The following is a 16,309-nucleotide window of genomic DNA, read 5'->3' as shown; positions in this document are numbered from 1 at the left end:
TGATGGGCAAGTTTGATAGTCATCAGTTAGAAAAAATCAGAACCATGGTGCCAGAGATGCGCCGTGTTAAGCGTATTCACTTCGTCGGTATTGGCGGCGCGGGAATGTGCGGCATTGCCGAAGTACTGTTGAATGAAGGTTATGATGTGTCGGGTTCTGATTTATCGGAAAACCCAGTCACTCAGCGTCTCGAAAGTAAAGGAGCCAAGGTTTTCTTTGGTCACGCAGAAACCAATGTGAACGGCGCAAGTGTGGTGGTGGTATCAACGGCTATCCAGCAAGACAACCCTGAACTGGTTGCGGCAAAAGCGGCACGTATTCCTGTGGTTCGCCGAGCTGAAATGCTGGCGGAATTGATGCGCTATCGCCATGGTATTGCTGTTGCAGGTACACACGGTAAAACCACGACCACGGCACTGACGACCTTGATCTACCAAGAAGCAGGGCTTGATCCAACGTTTGTGAACGGTGGCTTGGTAAAAAGTGCTGGCACGAACGCACGTTTAGGCTGCAGCCGCTATTTAATTGCCGAGGCGGATGAAAGCGACGCGTCTTTCCTTCACTTGCAGCCGATGGTTGCAATTGTGACCAATATCGAAGCAGACCACATGGACACCTACGGCGGTAACTTCGATAACTTAAAGCAAACTTTTATCGATTTCTTGCACAAACTGCCGTTTTACGGACAAGCGGTAATGTGTATTGATGACGAGGTTGTCAGAGAAATTATCCCGTTGATTGGCCGTCAGGTGATCACCTATGGTTTTTCTGACGATGCAGACGTACAACTTCGAGACTACCGTCAAGAAGGTCAAAAAGGCATTTTTACCATTCGTCGCATAGGCAAGCCTGATTTAAATATCGAGCTTAATATTCCTGGTCGTCACAATGCGTTGAATGCAGCTGCCGCCGTTGCTGTGGCAACAGAAGATGGCGTAGAAGATGAAGCAATTTGGCGTGCACTTGTGAACTTTGAAGGCACGGGACGTCGCTTTGATCAACTCGGACTGTTCCCTGTTGATGACGGCGAAGCCTTGCTGGTTGATGATTATGGTCATCACCCAAGTGAAGTGGATGTAACGATTCAAGCGGCACGCGCTGGTTGGCCGGATAACCGTCTTGTGATGGTGTTCCAGCCACACAGATACAGCCGCACACGTGATTTGTATGATGACTTCGCCAACGTATTAGAAAACGTCGATGTGTTGTTGATGTTGGATGTTTACTCCGCGGGAGAAACCCCGATCGCGGGGGCGGACGGTCGTAGCCTTTGCCGCACTTTACGTGGGCGCGGCAAGATCGATCCTATCTTCGTTTCGGACGTAGACGCATTGCCAGCAGCGCTGGGTGCAGTGTTGCAATCTGGTGACTTAGTTTTGACACAAGGCGCTGGAGATATTGGTAAAGTGGCTAGAAAACTGGCTGAAATGAAACTAGATAAAAAAGCGCTGAACGCACAGATATAAGCATGATTGCACGTGTTGCAATGCGTCATGACGGGTAATGTCTAATTTTTAACCTGATTTTGCACGTTTTGCATGTATTTGATCTCAGCTTTATCACTTATGCGCCAACAAGGCTTGGTGACCTGTCAAACTGACCGTTATAATCCGGTCGGCTTTGTATAGCGAAGCGACAGGTTGCCCAATAGAGGCGAGGCAATAGCCTGAAATGACAGATGTGACCGCGAATGACATACCGGCTCAACCTTCAATGTTAAGAGAACATTGGGGGGGGCTGGTGTTTTTGGTGTTTGTCATTTTGGCGATTCTTTGGTTGTTGCTCCGAGTCCTGAGTTGGATGGGTGATGAAAAACAACTGCCATTGTCCCAAATTGTTGTACAGGGTGAATTAACGCATCTGTCGTCGGTAGAGGTCAGAAATGCTGTTCTTCAAATAGGGCCTTTGCAAAGTTTCATGTTGCAAGACGTGGATGATATTCATGGTGCAATTTCGGCTTTGCCTTGGGTTGCCAATGTGGCGGTTCGTAAGCAATGGCCAGATACATTAAAAGTTGATGTGACTGAATACACACCTCAAGCAGTCTGGAATGGATCCCAATTGCTGGATGTAGGTGGCATTGCGTTTAGCGCAAGTCCTGACGACGTTAAAGAGAAAGGCCTGGTGTCATTACATGGCCCAGAAGGGAGCGAGAAGGAAGTGTTGGATGCATGGCGTGAAATGCGTGACATATTGCAACCAACCCATCTTAATATTGCAGCCTTGGCGTTGAATGATCGCCGCTCTTGGCGAATAGTCACACAAGACGGAATTCGGATTGAGTTAGGCCGAGAGTCGAGACAAGAAAGATTACATCGTTTTGTGGATGTGTTTGATGATATGAACGCCACGGGACGAGATATTCAATACGTAGATTTGCGCTATGACACTGGTGCCGCTGTGGGCTGGAAAGCTCCAGAACAAGCGCTCAGTGAAGAGTAAGCCTAAGAGTAGATGGAATGAAGCAAGCAACTGACAGACCACTGATTGTTGGATTAGACATCGGGACATCGAAAGTCTCAGTGTTAGTCAGTGAGATATTGCCTGATGGCGCAGTGAATGTGCTGGGTGTAGGTACAACACCGTCTCAGGGGATGGATAAAGGTGGCGTCAATGACCTTGAATCCGTCGTGAAATCGGTTGAACGAGCAGTCAACGGCGCAGAAATGATGTCTGACTGTAAGATCCATTCTGTATTTTTATCGCTGTCAGGTAAGCACATTCATTGTTTAACTGAACGCGGGATGGGCACGATTTCGGATGAAGAAGTGACCCAAGATGACGTAGATATGGTTATCCATACTGCGAAATCTGTAAAAATTAGTGATGAACAGCGTGTGCTGCACGTGATCCCTCAAGAATACAAAATTGATTACCAAGAAGGGATCAAAAACCCAGTTGGGCTTTCTGGCGTTCGAATGGAAGCCAGCGTACACCTGATCACCTGCCACAACGATACGGCGCGTAATATTGAAAAAGCGGTAGAGCGATGTGGCCTGAAAGTTGACCAGTTAATTTTTTCTGGGTTGGCAGCGAGCCATGCGGTGATCACCGCAGATGAAAGAGAATTAGGTGTTTGCGTCGTCGATATCGGCGGCGGAACCATGGACATTGCAGTATGGACTGGTGGTGCGCTGCGTCATGCAGCGGTGATTCCATACGCAGGTAATGTAATCACTAGTGATATCGCCTATGCATTCGGCACACCTTTGAGTGACGCAGAGAAAATCAAAGTGAAACACGGGTGTGCGCTAGGTGAGCTAGTGAATAAAGATGCGAAGGTCAATGTGCCGAGCGTCGGTGGGCGTCCTTCGAGAAGCCTACAGCGTCAAACATTGGCTGAAGTCATTGAGCCACGTTGCAGTGAATTGTTGGGGTTGGTGCAGCATGAATTGGAACGTGTGCAGGAACGATTACGCGCACAAGGTGTGAAGCATCAATTGGCCGCAGGTGTAGTCCTGACGGGCGGTGCTGCACAAATGCAAGGATTGGTGGAATGTGCAGAGCGCGTATTCCAAAACCAAGTCCGCGTGGGTCTTCCGTCTGGCGTGACAGGATTGACGGATTACGTCAATGCACCATATCACGCTACTGCGGTAGGTTTATTACACTACGGCAAAGACAATCTATTGAACGAAACGAGCGAGCCAGAGCCTAAACGTACTGTATCAGGAATGTTCAGTAAGTTTAGTGGCTGGATCAAGAAAGAATTTTAAACCTGATGCGAACAGGAATGACGGAGAGAACACATGTTTGAACCGATGATGGAAATGTCCAATGACGCGGTAATTAAAGTCGTTGGTGTTGGCGGCGGCGGTGGTAATGCAGTCGAACACATGGTGCGTGAGTCAATTGAAGGGGTGGAGTTCATCACCATCAATACGGACGCTCAGGCGCTGCGTAAAACGGCAGTAAGTACTGTTATTCAAATCGGTGGTGATATCACTAAAGGCCTTGGTGCGGGTGCAAACCCACAGGTTGGCCGTGAATCAGCATTGGAAGATCGTGAAGCGATTAAAGCTGAGCTCGAAGGTGCCGATATGGTATTTATCGCAGCGGGTATGGGCGGTGGTACTGGTACTGGTGCTGCGCCTGTTATCGCTGAGGTGGCAAAAGAGCTGGGTATTCTTACCGTTGCTGTTGTTACCAAACCGTTTAGCTTTGAAGGCAAGAAGCGTCTTGCGTTTGCTGAGCAAGGAATCGAAGAGCTGTCTAAGCACGTTGATTCATTGATCACCATCCCAAATGAGAAGCTTCTAAAAGTACTGGGCCGCGGTATTACGCTGCTTGATGCTTTTGCAAAAGCCAATGATGTATTGCGTAACGCTGTACAAGGTATTGCAGAGCTTATTACTCGCCCTGGCTTGATTAACGTCGACTTTGCAGACGTACGCACTGTGATGTCGGAAATGGGTCATGCCATGATGGGCAGCGGCGTCGCAACCGGTGAAAACCGTGCGGAAGAAGCGGCCGAAATGGCTATTTCAAGTCCGCTTCTGGAAGATATCGATTTGGCTGGTGCACGAGGCGTTCTCGTAAATATTACAGCTGGTTTTGATATGCGACTGGATGAATTCGAAACTGTGGGCAACACTGTAAAGGCTTTTGCCTCAGATAATGCCACTGTGGTTATCGGTTCTTCGATGGATCCAGAGATGAGTGACGAATTGCGAGTAACAGTAGTTGCTACTGGTATTGGTAACGAGCGCAAGCCAGACATCACTTTGGTACCTGGAACTCAAAAACCAGCGCCAGTGGAAAATAAGGCACAGCCTTTGCAAGAAACGCCAAAGGCGGCAACAAATGTTTCAAGTGGACAGGCGCTCGAAAGTTCAGCTCAACCACAAACATCTAACGTTGCACCTAAGCCGAAGCAAGAGCAAGACTATCTGGATATTCCTGCATTCTTGCGTAAGCAAGCGGATTAATCAGGCGGCGCTTGGTTTGTGTACAGCAGCATGATATTATGCTGCCCGTTTTGTCTCGTGTGACACTGTAATGGGTGATATGAGGCGCAAAAAAGATTTTCAGTTGGGAATGGCAGATGATTAGACAACGAACATTAAAAACTATTGTTCAAACGACTGGGGTGGGTTTGCACTCTGGACGTAAGGTCACATTGATCCTGCGCCCAGCGGCAGCTAACACCGGCGTAATTTATCGCCGTACTGACCTGAATCCTCCTGTGGATTTTCCAGCAGATCCAGCGTCAGTTCGAGATACCATGCTGTGTACTGCACTGGTCAATGACGATGGCGTTCGTATTTCTACCGTTGAGCACTTAAATGCTGCTCTTGCTGGTATGGGTATCGATAACGTTATCGTTGAAGTAGATGCACCAGAAATCCCAATCATGGATGGTAGCGCAAGCCCATTCATCTACTTGTTGCAATCAGCGGGTATTGAAACACTTAATGCACCAAAACGTTTTGTGCGCATTAAGAAACCTGTTCGCATCGAAGACGGCGACAAGTGGGCTGAATTGTTACCTTATGATGGTTTCCGTTTAGATTTCGCGATTGATTTCAATCACCCTGCGATTGAATCTGAGCAACAAAATCTGGTGATGGATTTTTCTTCGCAAGCGTTTATCAAAGACATTAGCCGCGCAAGAACCTTTGGTTTCATGCGTGATATTGAGTACCTCCAGTCACGTAACCTGTGCCTTGGCGGTAGCTTCGATTGTGCGATTGTTCTTGATGATTACCGCATCCTGAACGAAGACGGCCTGCGTTTTGACAATGAACTGGTTAAACACAAAGTGCTAGACGCTATTGGCGATCTGTACATGTGTGGACATAACATCATTGGTGAAATGCGTGCATTCAAATCAGGGCATGCGTTGAATAACCAACTGCTTCGCGCAGTGCTTGCAGACCAAGAAGCTTGGGAATGGGCAACATTTGAAAACGAGCAGACACTGCCAGTGACATTTGCAGAGCCGGGTATGGTTCTAGCCTAAGCAAGTCATGAACACAAAAAAAACCGGCGAGAATGCGCCGGTTTTTTTATGCCATTTTTTTGAAACGAACGTCTATTTGCTGCGGTTCCGCTCCGCCAGCTCTGCAATGGCTTCCAATTTCTTTCTTACTTTCTCTGGTGCTGACTGAGCGATCATCTTCAAGCATTCTGCCGCAGCGGGGCTTACTGTCCGCCACTCTTTCGCCTTCTCGATCTTTTCTGCTTCAGCTTGCTCACGTCGAGCCAAGTCAGGGTTAACTTTTATTTCTATCGTCATCAATGATGGCAAAGTGTCGCGACGAAGCGCTGACATTAACGTATGGCGGTCATAGTTAAGCCGCGTTGCCCATGAGGAAGAACCGCACTCCAGGATCAGAATACCATCGCGGTAATTAGCGACACGGCAATGTTGTGCTGATGCGGGAGGAAGTAGTGATTTCACTTGCTGGCTGAGTTGCGACAGTACCATCGCCCTTTGACGGACTTGTCCTGTCAGGCCATTTTCCAGTAAATCTTGCGCAGCTTTTGGTCTATGGTCTCTCATAATCACTTCGCGGTTGTGGCACTACCTCAAAGAGTAACAGGGCTTTAGGGTTCTCACCAAGTTTGTTGTACAGAACAGGATATAAGAGAAAGAACTTGCTGACGATAAAATGCACCAATATTGAACACAAAATGCACTAACTTGGCGTTGCTCGTTGGGCGGGTTCTAATTTTTGTTATCTAACGAGACTCGACCCGCATTACAAGTGGGCTGTGCCGCCGTTATGGCTTATGATAATTGCCCTAAGTGCTAATCTAGTTTGATTAAATGATCCATTGGCCTTGAAAACTATAAATCGAGGCACAAGATCAAAACCACGAAAAGAATAATCGCTGATTATTCCCATAAAGAATTTTGGGCAGAGGGACATGCTGATTTTCTCTGCCTCGCAGTATCCTGGCTTTGGCTCCCACGCTAAAGCGAAAAAATGAGAGAAACGGCAAAGCCATGTTATCGAAACTAATCACCAAAGTAATCGGAAGCCGCAATGACCGCACACTGCGCCGCCTTCGTAAAGTCGTAAACGAAATCAACAATCTTGAGCCTCAGTTTGAAGCACTCAGTGATGAAGACCTAAAAGCAAAGACCGCTGAATATCGTCAGCGTATCGAGCAGGGTGAATCTCTTGACGTGATTTTGCCTGAAGCGTTCGCAACCGTACGCGAAGCGTCTAAGCGTGTATTTGGTATGCGCCATTTCGACGTGCAGCTGATTGGCGGCATGGTGCTTAATAATGGCCAAATTGCAGAGATGCGTACGGGTGAAGGTAAAACCCTCACTGCAACACTGCCTGCTTACCTGCATGCGTTAACCGGTAAAGGTGTTCACATTGTTACCGTGAATGATTACCTTGCGAAACGTGATGCTGAAACCAACCGCGCATTGTTTGAATTCCTTGATATGACCGTTGGCGTGAATGTGCCAAATATGGCACCGCCAGAGAAAAAAGCCGCTTACTTAGCTGATATTCTTTACGGAACAAACAACGAATTCGGTTTTGACTACCTTCGTGACAACATGGCATTTCGTGCTGAAGACCGTGTTCAGCGCGAGCGCTACTTCGCGGTTGTCGATGAAGTGGATTCCATCCTTATCGATGAAGCTCGAACGCCGCTGATCATTTCAGGCCCTGCTGAAGACAGCTCTGAAATGTATGCGCGTATCAATGCGTTGATCCCACAGTTAATCCGCCAAGATAAAGAAGACAGTGAAGAATATCGTGGCGAAGGCCACTTCACTGTGGATGAGAAATCTAAGCAAGCTCACCTGACTGAAAATGGTCAAGAGTTCGTGGAAGATATGCTGAAGAAAAATGGATTGATGGAAGAGAACGATACGCTTTACTCTCCAGCAAATATTTCATTACTTCACCATATCAATGCCGCGTTGCGTGCACACGTACTATTCGAAAAAGACGTTGATTACATTGTCAAAGACAATGAAGTTATCATCGTCGATGAGCACACCGGTCGTACTATGCCAGGTCGTCGTTGGTCTGAAGGCCTTCACCAAGCGGTGGAAGCTAAAGAAGGCGTTAAGATCCAAAACGAAAACCAGACCTTGGCATCCATCACCTTCCAGAATTTCTTCCGTTTGTACGACAAACTGTCTGGCATGACAGGTACAGCTGATACGGAAGCGTTCGAATTCCAGTCAATTTATGGTTTGGATACCGTGGTTATCCCAACCAATAAACCAATGGTTCGCGATGATATGGCGGATCAGGTTTACATGACGGAGCGTGAAAAGTTCGCCGCTATTATCGAAGACATCAAAGTGCGTAGCGAAAAAGGCCAGCCAAGCCTTGTTGGTACAGTGTCTATCGAAAAATCTGAATTGCTATCAAATGCACTGAAAGAAGCGGGTGTGAAACACGCAGTATTGAATGCGAAGTTCCACGCACACGAAGCCGATATCGTTGCTGATGCGGGTTCACCAGGTGCTGTGACGATTGCAACCAACATGGCAGGCCGTGGTACGGATATCGTGTTGGGTGGTAGCTGGCAGTCTGATGTGGCTAAGTTGGAAAACCCAACTGAGCAACAAATTGCTGACATTAAGGCGAAATGGCGTGAAACCCATGAAGCGGTGAAAGCGGCGGGTGGCTTGCATATCATTGGTACTGAGCGTCACGAATCTCGTCGTATCGATAACCAGTTACGTGGTCGTTCTGGTCGTCAGGGTGACCCTGGTTCAAGTCGTTTCTACTTGTCGATGGAAGATTCACTCATGCGCATTTTTGCGTCTGACCGTGTATCGAACATGATGAAGAAACTGGGTATGGAAGAGGGCGAAGCGATCGAGCACCCATGGGTGAACAAAGCGATTGAAAACGCACAGCGTAAAGTTGAAGGTCGTAACTTCGACATTCGTAAACAGCTTCTAGAATTCGATGATGTTGCTAACGATCAGCGTAAAGTGGTTTACGAACTGCGTGATGAGTTGATGGAAAGCAATGACATTAGCGAGATGATTGAGCATAACCGAGAGGATGTGATCGGTGATGTCGTTGACCAATACATTCCACCTCAATCCCTTGATGAAATGTGGGATATTGAAGGTCTGGAAAAACGTTTGAAAGCCGACTTTGACGTTGAGCTTCCACTTCAAGAGTGGTTGGACAACGACGACAAGCTGTATGAAGAACAGCTACGTGAGCGCATTCTGAATAACATCATCGACGTTTACCGCTCGAAAGAGAGTGCGGTTGGTGTTGAAACGCTGCGTAACTTCGAAAAAGCAGTGATGCTTCAAACGCTAGATACTCTGTGGAAAGAACACTTAGCGGCAATGGATCACCTTCGCCAAGGTATTCACTTGCGTGGCTATGCTCAGAAGAACCCGAAACAAGAGTACAAGCGTGAGTCGTTTGAACTGTTTGAAGGCATGCTGGACTCACTGAAATCAGACGTTGTGATGACGCTGAGCCGCGTTCGCGTTCAACAGCCAGAAGAAGTCGACCGCATGGAAGAGCAGCGCAGAGCGCAAGCGGAAGAAGCTGCTCGTCGTCAACAAGTCAGCCATGCAGATGCTGGTAGCCAGCTAGATGATAGCCAAGACAATACATCTGAGAGCGCTTCTGAAACTGTTGTTCGTGATGGCCGTAAAGTGGGTCGTAACGATCCTTGCCCATGTGGTTCAGGTAAAAAATTCAAACAGTGCCACGGTAAAATTAACTAATTTTACCCAGTTAACCCGAGTGGGTTAGACTTTGGTATCTGTCATTACACCCGAAAGGCCGCTTAGCGGCCTTTTTTATGGAAAGAGAGTTTGTATTACATGGACAAGAAGCAATTACACATTGCAGCGGGCATTATTCTTAATGCTGATTGCAGTGAAATCTATATTACCCAGCGTGCAGCAAAGGCGCATAAAGGCGGTTATTGGGAGTTTGCTGGTGGCAAAGTGGAGCAAGGAGAAACAGCAGAGCAAGCAGTGATTCGAGAGCTCGAAGAAGAAGTCGGTATTGTGGCAACAAGGCTCGAAGCATTTATCTCATTGGCACATGATTACCCTGATAAGGCCCTCAGGTTTGATTTTTATCTTGTGAAAGCATTCGATGGTGAGCCGTTTGGTAAAGAAGGTCAACCGGGGAGATGGGCGAAGATTGCACAGCTTGATGATTACCCTTTCCCTGAGGCGAATGATGCAGTGCTGGAAAAAATAAGAAAGGCATTTGGTGAGGTTTGATGTTCGAAGTGCAAGTCACAAGCATGTGTTTTAGTTGCACCATGCCAATGACTCGCGCCTCGTATAATCGTCGTTTGTATTATTGGTTTTCCGACCAACCATCACCATCAGACATATCTGGTGCGCCCGCAATGCGTTTCTCTTCGTCTGCCCATTCACCCAAATCAATGAGTTGGCAGCGTTTGCTGCAAAATGGTCTGAAAGGACTGACTTCTCCCCAAACAACGGGTAGTGCACATTGTGGGCATTTTACGACGATAGGCTTATCTTGATTCACAGAAACCTCTTTTTCTAAAAATTGTTCAACAGACCGCTATGGATAGTGCCATGGTGTCAGCAACGGTTTGGTTTTCATCAAACGGCATGAAGCGTATAGCAAACCGAGATTTATGACCAGACACTAGCGGAAATGCGTTGTAGTCCGGTGAAATTTGAATACGAAGCAAGGTCGCTCCTTCAACATCTTGTTGGTAAAAACCGTTGATCACAATACTTGGTTGCAGTGCAGCTCCGCCACGCGTTAAACGAAGCCAAAATGTCAGCGCGTTTTCTAGAGGCTTAAGGGAGCCTGTCCATGTGTTCGCATCGGATTGACGATGGGCTAACGGAAGGTTCAGCCAATGATGCAGAGAAGGTAAGTCAAAGCTGCATGTTCCGCCTGGAATGGAGAATCGTTGGCGAATGGATGAGAGAAACTTATCTTCTCTCAGTGCCTGCCCCAAGCGAGGCGCTTGAAGTAAGACCTGTTGCAATCGACGGCTTTCTTGCAGCAACTGAGTCAGTTGCTCTGTATCGACATTCGGGACATTAAGCCATGCTTCTAACTTGGAACGTTGCTTTTCAAGATCCTTGGCAAGATCACCTTTCACTTGCACTTGCTCTAGGATTTCTGCCAGTTCGAACAGACTTTTGAAGAACACGCTCCAATGCGTATCGCCAGTCAGTGATGATGACTGATTGATTTGATTGAGAAGATACTCGAGCCGCAGGTAAACGCGAACCTGCTCATTCAAAGGGTGCTCGTATAAGGTATCGTTACTCATGGTGATTCTCAGTATCTTGTCCGGCTAAAGTGAGGTATTGAAGGTGCAACTGGTCAACTTGACGGGAAAGTTCGTCCTGTGTGCACTCATTAACGATAACGTCATCGGCAAGGGCAAGTCTATCGTCTCGCGTAGCTTGAGCGGCTAAAATTCGCTTTACCTGCTCATTTGAGACGCTGTCTCGTCGAGATGCCCGTTCAATTTGAGTGTGCTCAGGAACATCGACCACAAGAACACGGTCGCACAGTGCTTGTAGTCCGTTTTCTACTAGCAAGGGAATCACAAGCAAGCAGTACGGTGAGAGCGCTTGTTGTGTTTGAGTGCGCATCTCATGGCGGATTTTGGGGTGAAGCAGTGCATTGAGCCAGTCTTTGTCTTCGGGGTGCGAGAATACGTGCTCTCGAAGTGCTGCGCGGTTAAGTTCGCCAGTGTCATCCAGCATTGTCTCGCCAAATTTCGCAGCGATGGCATTTAGCCCATCAGAGCCTCGTTCGACGACTTGTCGAGCAATGATGTCTGCATCAACGATATCAATTCCCTTATCGCCAAACAGATTGGCCACTGTGGTTTTACCGCTACCAATGCCGCCAGTGACGCCAATAACAAAAGCCATTTAATAACCCAAATAAGACGTTAAATACCAATCTAAGATGTTATTGCCCCAGAGCAGACTAATCCAGCCCGCAATCGCAAGATAAGGGCCGAACGAGAAGGGTGTCTCTTTCCCCGTCCCTTTGACTCGCATTAAGATAATGCCACAAATCGCACCGACGAATGAGGCAAATAAGATCACCATCGGCAGCGCTTGCCAACCCAGCCATGCACCCAATGCGGCTAAGAGTTTGAAATCCCCGTACCCCATACCTTCTTTGCCTGTGAGTTGCTTAAACAGCTGAAACACAGTCCACAGCGACAGATAACCCGCCATAGCACCCATCACAGCATCTTGCAGCGAGAGGGGGGATATACCAATCAGCGCCAGCAGAATACCTACCCACATCAAAGGCAGTGTCATTTGATCTGGTAATAGCATGGTATCAATATCGATAAAGCACAGCGCGACCAAGACAAAAGTTGCGGCAATCACTGCGAGCGACCAATAAGACCCCGGTAGGGTATAAGCGGTGATGCCAACCAGCACTGCGGTTAGCAATTCAACGAATGGGTAACGGATGCTGATGGGGTTTTTGCAATGTCGGCATTTACCACCGAGGATCAACCAACTCAGAACGGGCACATTGTCTATGGCTTTAACAGGAGCCTGACAAGAAGGGCAATGCGAGCGAGGAAGGCTCAGATTGAACACTTCACCATCTTTCGGTGCTGGCATCTCGTCAGGAAAGCACTCATGACACTCCGTGCGCCATTGCGCCTCCATCATTTTTGGAAAGCGATAAATGACGACGTTGAGAAAGCTGCCAACGATGAGTCCAAATAAAGACGCGAGAAATACATATAGACTCGGAGAGTCGAACAGCCAATCCATGTTGAAATCCAGTGGTAGTTTGTTGCGACATGATAACGGGTTGTGAAGCCTGTCTCTATCCTCTTATTCACTGAATTTAAACATCTATCGAAAGTCAGAATCATTTACGTGAAATTAAGAGAACAGAGAAAACCGAGTCGTTTAGTAAATGGTGAAGAGTACTAACCCAGAACATTTAAGAGATTGAACATAGGTAAATACATAGCAACCACTAGGGATCCGATCAGTAGACCAAGCAACACAATGATCATTGGTTCGAGGATTTTCCCCAAATTGTCGACTGTGTTATCAACATCTGCTTCATACAGCCCCGCAACCTTGTTGAGCATGTCATCGAGAGAGCCGGATTCTTCACCAATCATCACCATCTGCGTCATCATGTCTGGAAATGCTTCGGTTTCTTGAATAGCACGATGTAGCGGACGTCCTCCTGACGTTTGCTTATGAACCTCTTCAATAACCAGCTTAAAGTAGGTGTTGTTGGCGGTTTTCCCTGCTGCTGCTAGGCCATTGAGTAAGGGAATGCCCGCACTGAAGGTGGTTGCGAGTGTGCGAGTGAAACGTGCGAGTGTGGCTTTGGTTAACACATCGCCAAAAATGGGAATGCGCAGCGAGAAGCGACTGGCTTGGAGTCGAAATTTATAGCTCTTCTGATGGCTGGCTTTGACTATCAATACAGTAAGCGCTATGGCTAGCAAGATATACAAGCCATAGTTTTGCAGGGCATCTGAGACGCCAAGCACTTTTTGGGTGAACCAAGGTAATTCTGAGTTAAACGACGAAAAGATATCTTTAAACGTTGGTATTACAAACAATAGCATGCCAACGCTGACCAATAGGGCAATCGTGAACACGATACCGGGGTAAATCATGGCTTTGATGACTTTGGATCGAGTTTCTTCGCCTTTTTCTCGATAAATACAAATACGAGCAAATATAAGCTCTAACCTGCCCGTTTGCTCACCGGTAGCGACAAGATCACAGTAAAACTGGTCGAACAGGGTTGAGCTTGATTTCATCGCCTGCGCCAAGGAAGAGCCAGCTTCGATATGGCTATAAATCTGGCTGATGATTAACTTCATTTCAGCTTTTTTTGCGCTGCTTTTCAATAATTGCAGGGTTTCCCCTAGCGGGACGCCAGCTTCTAGCATTGTCGCCATTTGGCGTGTGAGCATGGTGATGTCTTTGGCGTTAGCGGTATTGCTACGCTTGACCCATGAGGAGGGGGCGCGGCGTTTGATTTTTACGATATGAACACGCTGCTCTGCCAATATGCTTCTAGCATCTTGTTCACTGTAAGCAAGTATTTGGCCTTTGATTTTGGCACCTTTGGAGGTGTTGCCACGCCATTGGAATGCGTATAATTTTTTTGTATTTGAGGTCATGTTCGTTCCTTTTTACAGGCTAATGACGCGTTGGAGTTCAGCGAGACTTGTTGTGCCCTGATTGAGTTTTTCAATGCCAGAAAGAGGGAGCGTAAGCATGCCATTATCGATGGCGATACGTTCCAAATCAGGTGCCGATGCATCACTACCTATAGCTTCAGAGAGCATACGGTCAATACGCATGACTTCATAGATGCCCACGCGACCAAGATAGCCATTGTTACAGTGATCGCACCCTTCTGGGTGGGCTTGGAAAACATGTGTGCGTAACAGGCTAGGGTATTGGTTCTGTAGGGCTGTGAGTTGATGATCGTCTTGGTTGTGTGGCACTTTGCAATGTGAACACAAGCGGCGAGCGAGACGCTGGGCGATAATCAAAGTCAATGAAGCAGCAAGGTTATAGGGAGCAACGCCCATATTCGCCAAACGCGTAATGCTTTCTGCAGCCGAGTTAGTATGGAGTGTCGATAACACCAAGTGCCCCGTTTGCGCCGCTTTGATACCAATTTCAGCAGTTTCTAAATCACGCATTTCTCCTACCATGACGACATCGGGATCTTGGCGAAGGAAAGCTCGTAGAGCAGTAGCGAAATCCAACTTAATATCGTTATTGATATTGACTTGGTTTATGCCTGGCAAATTGATTTCCACCGGATCTTCTGCAGTGGAAATGTTGCGTTCGGCAGTGTTGAGATACTTCAGGCCGGTGTAAAGTGACACGGTTTTTCCACTGCCCGTTGGGCCGGTCATTAGAATCAACCCTTGGGGTTTGTCTAGCGCCGTTAGGTAGTCTTGCTTTTGTTTTTCGCTGTAACCCAGCGAATCAATATCCAGCGCGACACTGCCGCCATCTAAAATTCGCAGCACCACTTTTTCGCCAAATAGCGTGGGCAAAGTGGAAACGCGCATATCAATAGATTTGCCATCTGCCAAAGTTAGCTTAATGCGCCCATCTTGCGGCAAACGGCGCTCTGCAATGTTGAGCTTGGCGAGAATTTTTAAACGGGTCGAGAGTCGGCGTGAAATGCCTACTGGTGGCGAACCGTGGGTTTGCAATATGCCATCTAAACGAAAACGAATTTGGTAGCGCTGCTCGAAGGGTTCGAAATGAATATCAGACGCTTGCTTGCGCACAGCATCCATCAATACTTGTTGGATATAGCGGCTAACTGGCGCTTCATCGGCAACGAGTTCATCTGTGTTTGCATCATCATCGAATTCAGCAAGATCGGCGAGTTCCGAATCACTGACGGATTTGGAGTCACCTTGGGTTGATGCTATCTGCTTACCATAGAGTTTACGAATTGCGCCAACCAACTGCTGATGATCGACCAGAACCGGTTTGATTTGCAGGCCAGTGGCGAAGCGAAAATCATCTTGAGCTTCTATGTTGGTTGGGTCGCTTAAACCAAGAATGAGAGTAGTATCGTTTTCTATACTTAGGGGGATTGCCTGATGGGCTTGAATTAATTCACCTAAGTTTAACTTGCCACATGTTAACTTTGAGGGGAAGTCACTGATTGAGCAGATACCCTCATCAAAATAAGTGCTTAAGGCCAGTGATAGTGCTTGAGCGGTTAGGTAATGATGAGACACGATCAGGTCTGGCGCAGAACCAGAGTTCTGCGCCAGTATTATATTCAGATTAGTTGCTTGCTCTTGAGTGATTGCCGAGCATTTCTCAAGAACAGCAATTAACTGAGATTGCACCTGAATTAGCTGCAGCCTTTGATATCAGTAAATTCATTTTTAATATCAGCGTGTAGAGCGCAGCTCCAAGCCTCTACGCCTCTGGTGAATATTACCGTTTTTGTGGCAAATGACTGTCCAGCATTAAATGTAAAAGTTAGTTTCCCAGGGACCGCTGCTGTTGTGCCAACGGCAGCCGTTCCAGCAGTGCCAACAATTGTTCCTAAGCCCACATTATAAGAGTTTGCTGAGCCGCTAAGTGCTTCTACAAATGTCTGTAGTGATTTACTGGTTCCTTCAGCTAAATGTAGCTCTGCTTTGGTTAATAAGCTTTTCACTGATGCCACAGAAGCGGTGACATCCGATTTTTTCTTGTAGTTTGAGTATGACGGCACTGCTATCGCCGTGATCGCACCAATAATCCCCACCACAATCAAAAGCTCTATTAAGCTAAAACCTTTTTGTTTTCTCATTGCCTTCTCTCTCCATTTTTTATGTGCAGCAAAGTGCT

General features: G+C 47.3%; 15 protein-coding genes. 7 read left to right on the top strand and 8 right to left on the bottom strand.

What is annotated here, in order from left to right; translation table 11 throughout:
* The first annotated feature begins 2 nt into the window (after positions 1 to 2).
* The 5 genes from murC (at position 3) to lpxC (ending at position 5,962) form a co-directional block, all read left to right on the top strand.
* Positions 3 to 1,466 carry a UDP-N-acetylmuramate--L-alanine ligase gene (gene murC / locus LRP50_RS02500; protein ID WP_274162915.1) on the top strand — a complete coding sequence of 488 codons (1,464 nt, stop codon included), beginning with the start codon at positions 3 to 5 and terminating at the stop codon, positions 1,464 to 1,466.
* Positions 1,467 to 1,671: 205 nt separating this feature from the next.
* Complete coding sequence (locus LRP50_RS02495) at positions 1,672 to 2,442, top strand: cell division protein FtsQ/DivIB (RefSeq protein ID WP_274162914.1); 771 nt, start codon at positions 1,672 to 1,674, stop codon at positions 2,440 to 2,442.
* 17 nt (positions 2,443 to 2,459) lie between these two features.
* A complete protein-coding gene (ftsA, locus tag LRP50_RS02490; RefSeq protein WP_028023088.1) occupies positions 2,460 to 3,716 on the top strand; it encodes a cell division protein FtsA in 1,257 nt (418 codons plus the stop codon).
* Between the two features lie 33 nt (positions 3,717 to 3,749).
* Positions 3,750 to 4,928, top strand: a complete 1,179-nt coding sequence (gene ftsZ, locus LRP50_RS02485) for a cell division protein FtsZ (protein ID WP_274162913.1) — start codon at positions 3,750 to 3,752, stop codon at positions 4,926 to 4,928.
* A gap of 116 nt (positions 4,929 to 5,044) precedes the next feature.
* Complete coding sequence (lpxC, locus tag LRP50_RS02480) at positions 5,045 to 5,962, top strand: UDP-3-O-acyl-N-acetylglucosamine deacetylase (protein ID WP_028023086.1); 918 nt, start codon at positions 5,045 to 5,047, stop codon at positions 5,960 to 5,962.
* Between the two features lie 72 nt (positions 5,963 to 6,034).
* Here the strand turns inward: lpxC and LRP50_RS02475 are convergent, their stop codons facing one another.
* Positions 6,035 to 6,505: a DUF721 domain-containing protein gene (locus LRP50_RS02475; RefSeq protein WP_274162912.1), complete on the bottom strand. Its 471-nt coding sequence runs from the start codon at positions 6,503 to 6,505 to the stop codon at positions 6,035 to 6,037.
* 447 nt (positions 6,506 to 6,952) lie between these two features.
* On the opposite strand from LRP50_RS02475, the gene secA reads away from it, so the two are divergent.
* Positions 6,953 to 9,685 (top strand): preprotein translocase subunit SecA, encoded by a 2,733-nt coding sequence (gene secA, locus LRP50_RS02470; RefSeq protein WP_274162911.1) that lies wholly within the window; start codon positions 6,953 to 6,955, stop codon positions 9,683 to 9,685.
* Positions 9,686 to 9,784: 99 nt separating this feature from the next.
* Positions 9,785 to 10,195: an 8-oxo-dGTP diphosphatase MutT gene (gene mutT, locus LRP50_RS02465; protein WP_274162910.1), complete on the top strand. Its 411-nt coding sequence runs from the start codon at positions 9,785 to 9,787 to the stop codon at positions 10,193 to 10,195.
* 79 nt (positions 10,196 to 10,274) lie between these two features.
* Here the strand turns inward: mutT and yacG are convergent, their stop codons facing one another.
* The 7 genes from yacG to LRP50_RS02430 all read right to left on the bottom strand — a co-directional run bounded on the left by yacG (position 10,275) and on the right by LRP50_RS02430 (position 16,271).
* On the bottom strand, positions 10,275 to 10,472 hold the full coding sequence (gene yacG, locus LRP50_RS02460; protein ID WP_274162909.1) for a DNA gyrase inhibitor YacG: 198 nt from the start codon (positions 10,470 to 10,472) through the stop codon (positions 10,275 to 10,277).
* Between the two features lie 25 nt (positions 10,473 to 10,497).
* Positions 10,498 to 11,238, bottom strand: a complete 741-nt coding sequence (gene zapD / locus LRP50_RS02455; protein ID WP_274162908.1) for a cell division protein ZapD — start codon at positions 11,236 to 11,238, stop codon at positions 10,498 to 10,500.
* Positions 11,231 to 11,851 carry a dephospho-CoA kinase gene (gene coaE / locus LRP50_RS02450; RefSeq protein ID WP_274162907.1) on the bottom strand — a complete coding sequence of 207 codons (621 nt, stop codon included), beginning with the start codon at positions 11,849 to 11,851 and terminating at the stop codon, positions 11,231 to 11,233. The genes zapD and coaE overlap by 8 nt, the downstream gene beginning before the upstream one ends.
* On the bottom strand, positions 11,852 to 12,724 hold the full coding sequence (locus tag LRP50_RS02445; protein WP_274162906.1) for a prepilin peptidase: 873 nt from the start codon (positions 12,722 to 12,724) through the stop codon (positions 11,852 to 11,854).
* A gap of 161 nt (positions 12,725 to 12,885) precedes the next feature.
* Positions 12,886 to 14,109, bottom strand: coding sequence for a type II secretion system F family protein (locus LRP50_RS02440; protein WP_274162905.1), 1,224 nt, complete (start codon positions 14,107 to 14,109; stop codon positions 12,886 to 12,888).
* Between the two features lie 12 nt (positions 14,110 to 14,121).
* Positions 14,122 to 15,819 (bottom strand): type IV-A pilus assembly ATPase PilB, encoded by a 1,698-nt coding sequence (gene pilB, locus LRP50_RS02435; protein ID WP_274162904.1) that lies wholly within the window; start codon positions 15,817 to 15,819, stop codon positions 14,122 to 14,124.
* Positions 15,820 to 15,824: 5 nt separating this feature from the next.
* On the bottom strand, positions 15,825 to 16,271 hold the full coding sequence (locus LRP50_RS02430; protein WP_274162903.1) for a pilin: 447 nt from the start codon (positions 16,269 to 16,271) through the stop codon (positions 15,825 to 15,827).
* Positions 16,272 to 16,309 lie beyond the last annotated feature (38 nt).

Origin of the sequence: Enterovibrio gelatinilyticus (genome assembly GCF_028683095.1) — a bacterium.
Classification (GTDB): Bacteria; Pseudomonadota; Gammaproteobacteria; order Enterobacterales; family Vibrionaceae; genus Enterovibrio; species Enterovibrio gelatinilyticus.
Note: the sequence above shows the minus strand (reverse complement) of the source record. Positions and strands in the feature narration are given on the sequence as shown.

Excerpts from the sequence above, each read along its gene's own strand:
- murC (WP_274162915.1), top strand. The coding sequence starts at position 3 with ATGGGCAAGTTTGATAGTCATCAGTTAGAAAAAATCAGAACCATGGTG.
- LRP50_RS02495 (WP_274162914.1), top strand. The coding sequence starts at position 1,672 with ATGACAGATGTGACCGCGAATGACATACCGGCTCAACCTTCAATGTTA.
- ftsA (WP_028023088.1), top strand. The coding sequence starts at position 2,460 with ATGAAGCAAGCAACTGACAGACCACTGATTGTTGGATTAGACATCGGG.
- ftsZ (WP_274162913.1), top strand. The coding sequence starts at position 3,750 with ATGTTTGAACCGATGATGGAAATGTCCAATGACGCGGTAATTAAAGTC.
- lpxC (WP_028023086.1), top strand. The coding sequence starts at position 5,045 with ATGATTAGACAACGAACATTAAAAACTATTGTTCAAACGACTGGGGTG.
- LRP50_RS02475 (WP_274162912.1), bottom strand. The coding sequence starts at position 6,505 with ATGAGAGACCATAGACCAAAAGCTGCGCAAGATTTACTGGAAAATGGC.
- secA (WP_274162911.1), top strand. The coding sequence starts at position 6,953 with ATGTTATCGAAACTAATCACCAAAGTAATCGGAAGCCGCAATGACCGC.
- mutT (WP_274162910.1), top strand. The coding sequence starts at position 9,785 with ATGGACAAGAAGCAATTACACATTGCAGCGGGCATTATTCTTAATGCT.
- zapD (WP_274162908.1), bottom strand. The coding sequence starts at position 11,238 with ATGAGTAACGATACCTTATACGAGCACCCTTTGAATGAGCAGGTTCGC.
- coaE (WP_274162907.1), bottom strand. The coding sequence starts at position 11,851 with ATGGCTTTTGTTATTGGCGTCACTGGCGGCATTGGTAGCGGTAAAACC.
- LRP50_RS02445 (WP_274162906.1), bottom strand. The coding sequence starts at position 12,724 with ATGGATTGGCTGTTCGACTCTCCGAGTCTATATGTATTTCTCGCGTCT.
- LRP50_RS02440 (WP_274162905.1), bottom strand. The coding sequence starts at position 14,109 with ATGACCTCAAATACAAAAAAATTATACGCATTCCAATGGCGTGGCAAC.
- LRP50_RS02430 (WP_274162903.1), bottom strand. The coding sequence starts at position 16,271 with ATGAGAAAACAAAAAGGTTTTAGCTTAATAGAGCTTTTGATTGTGGTG.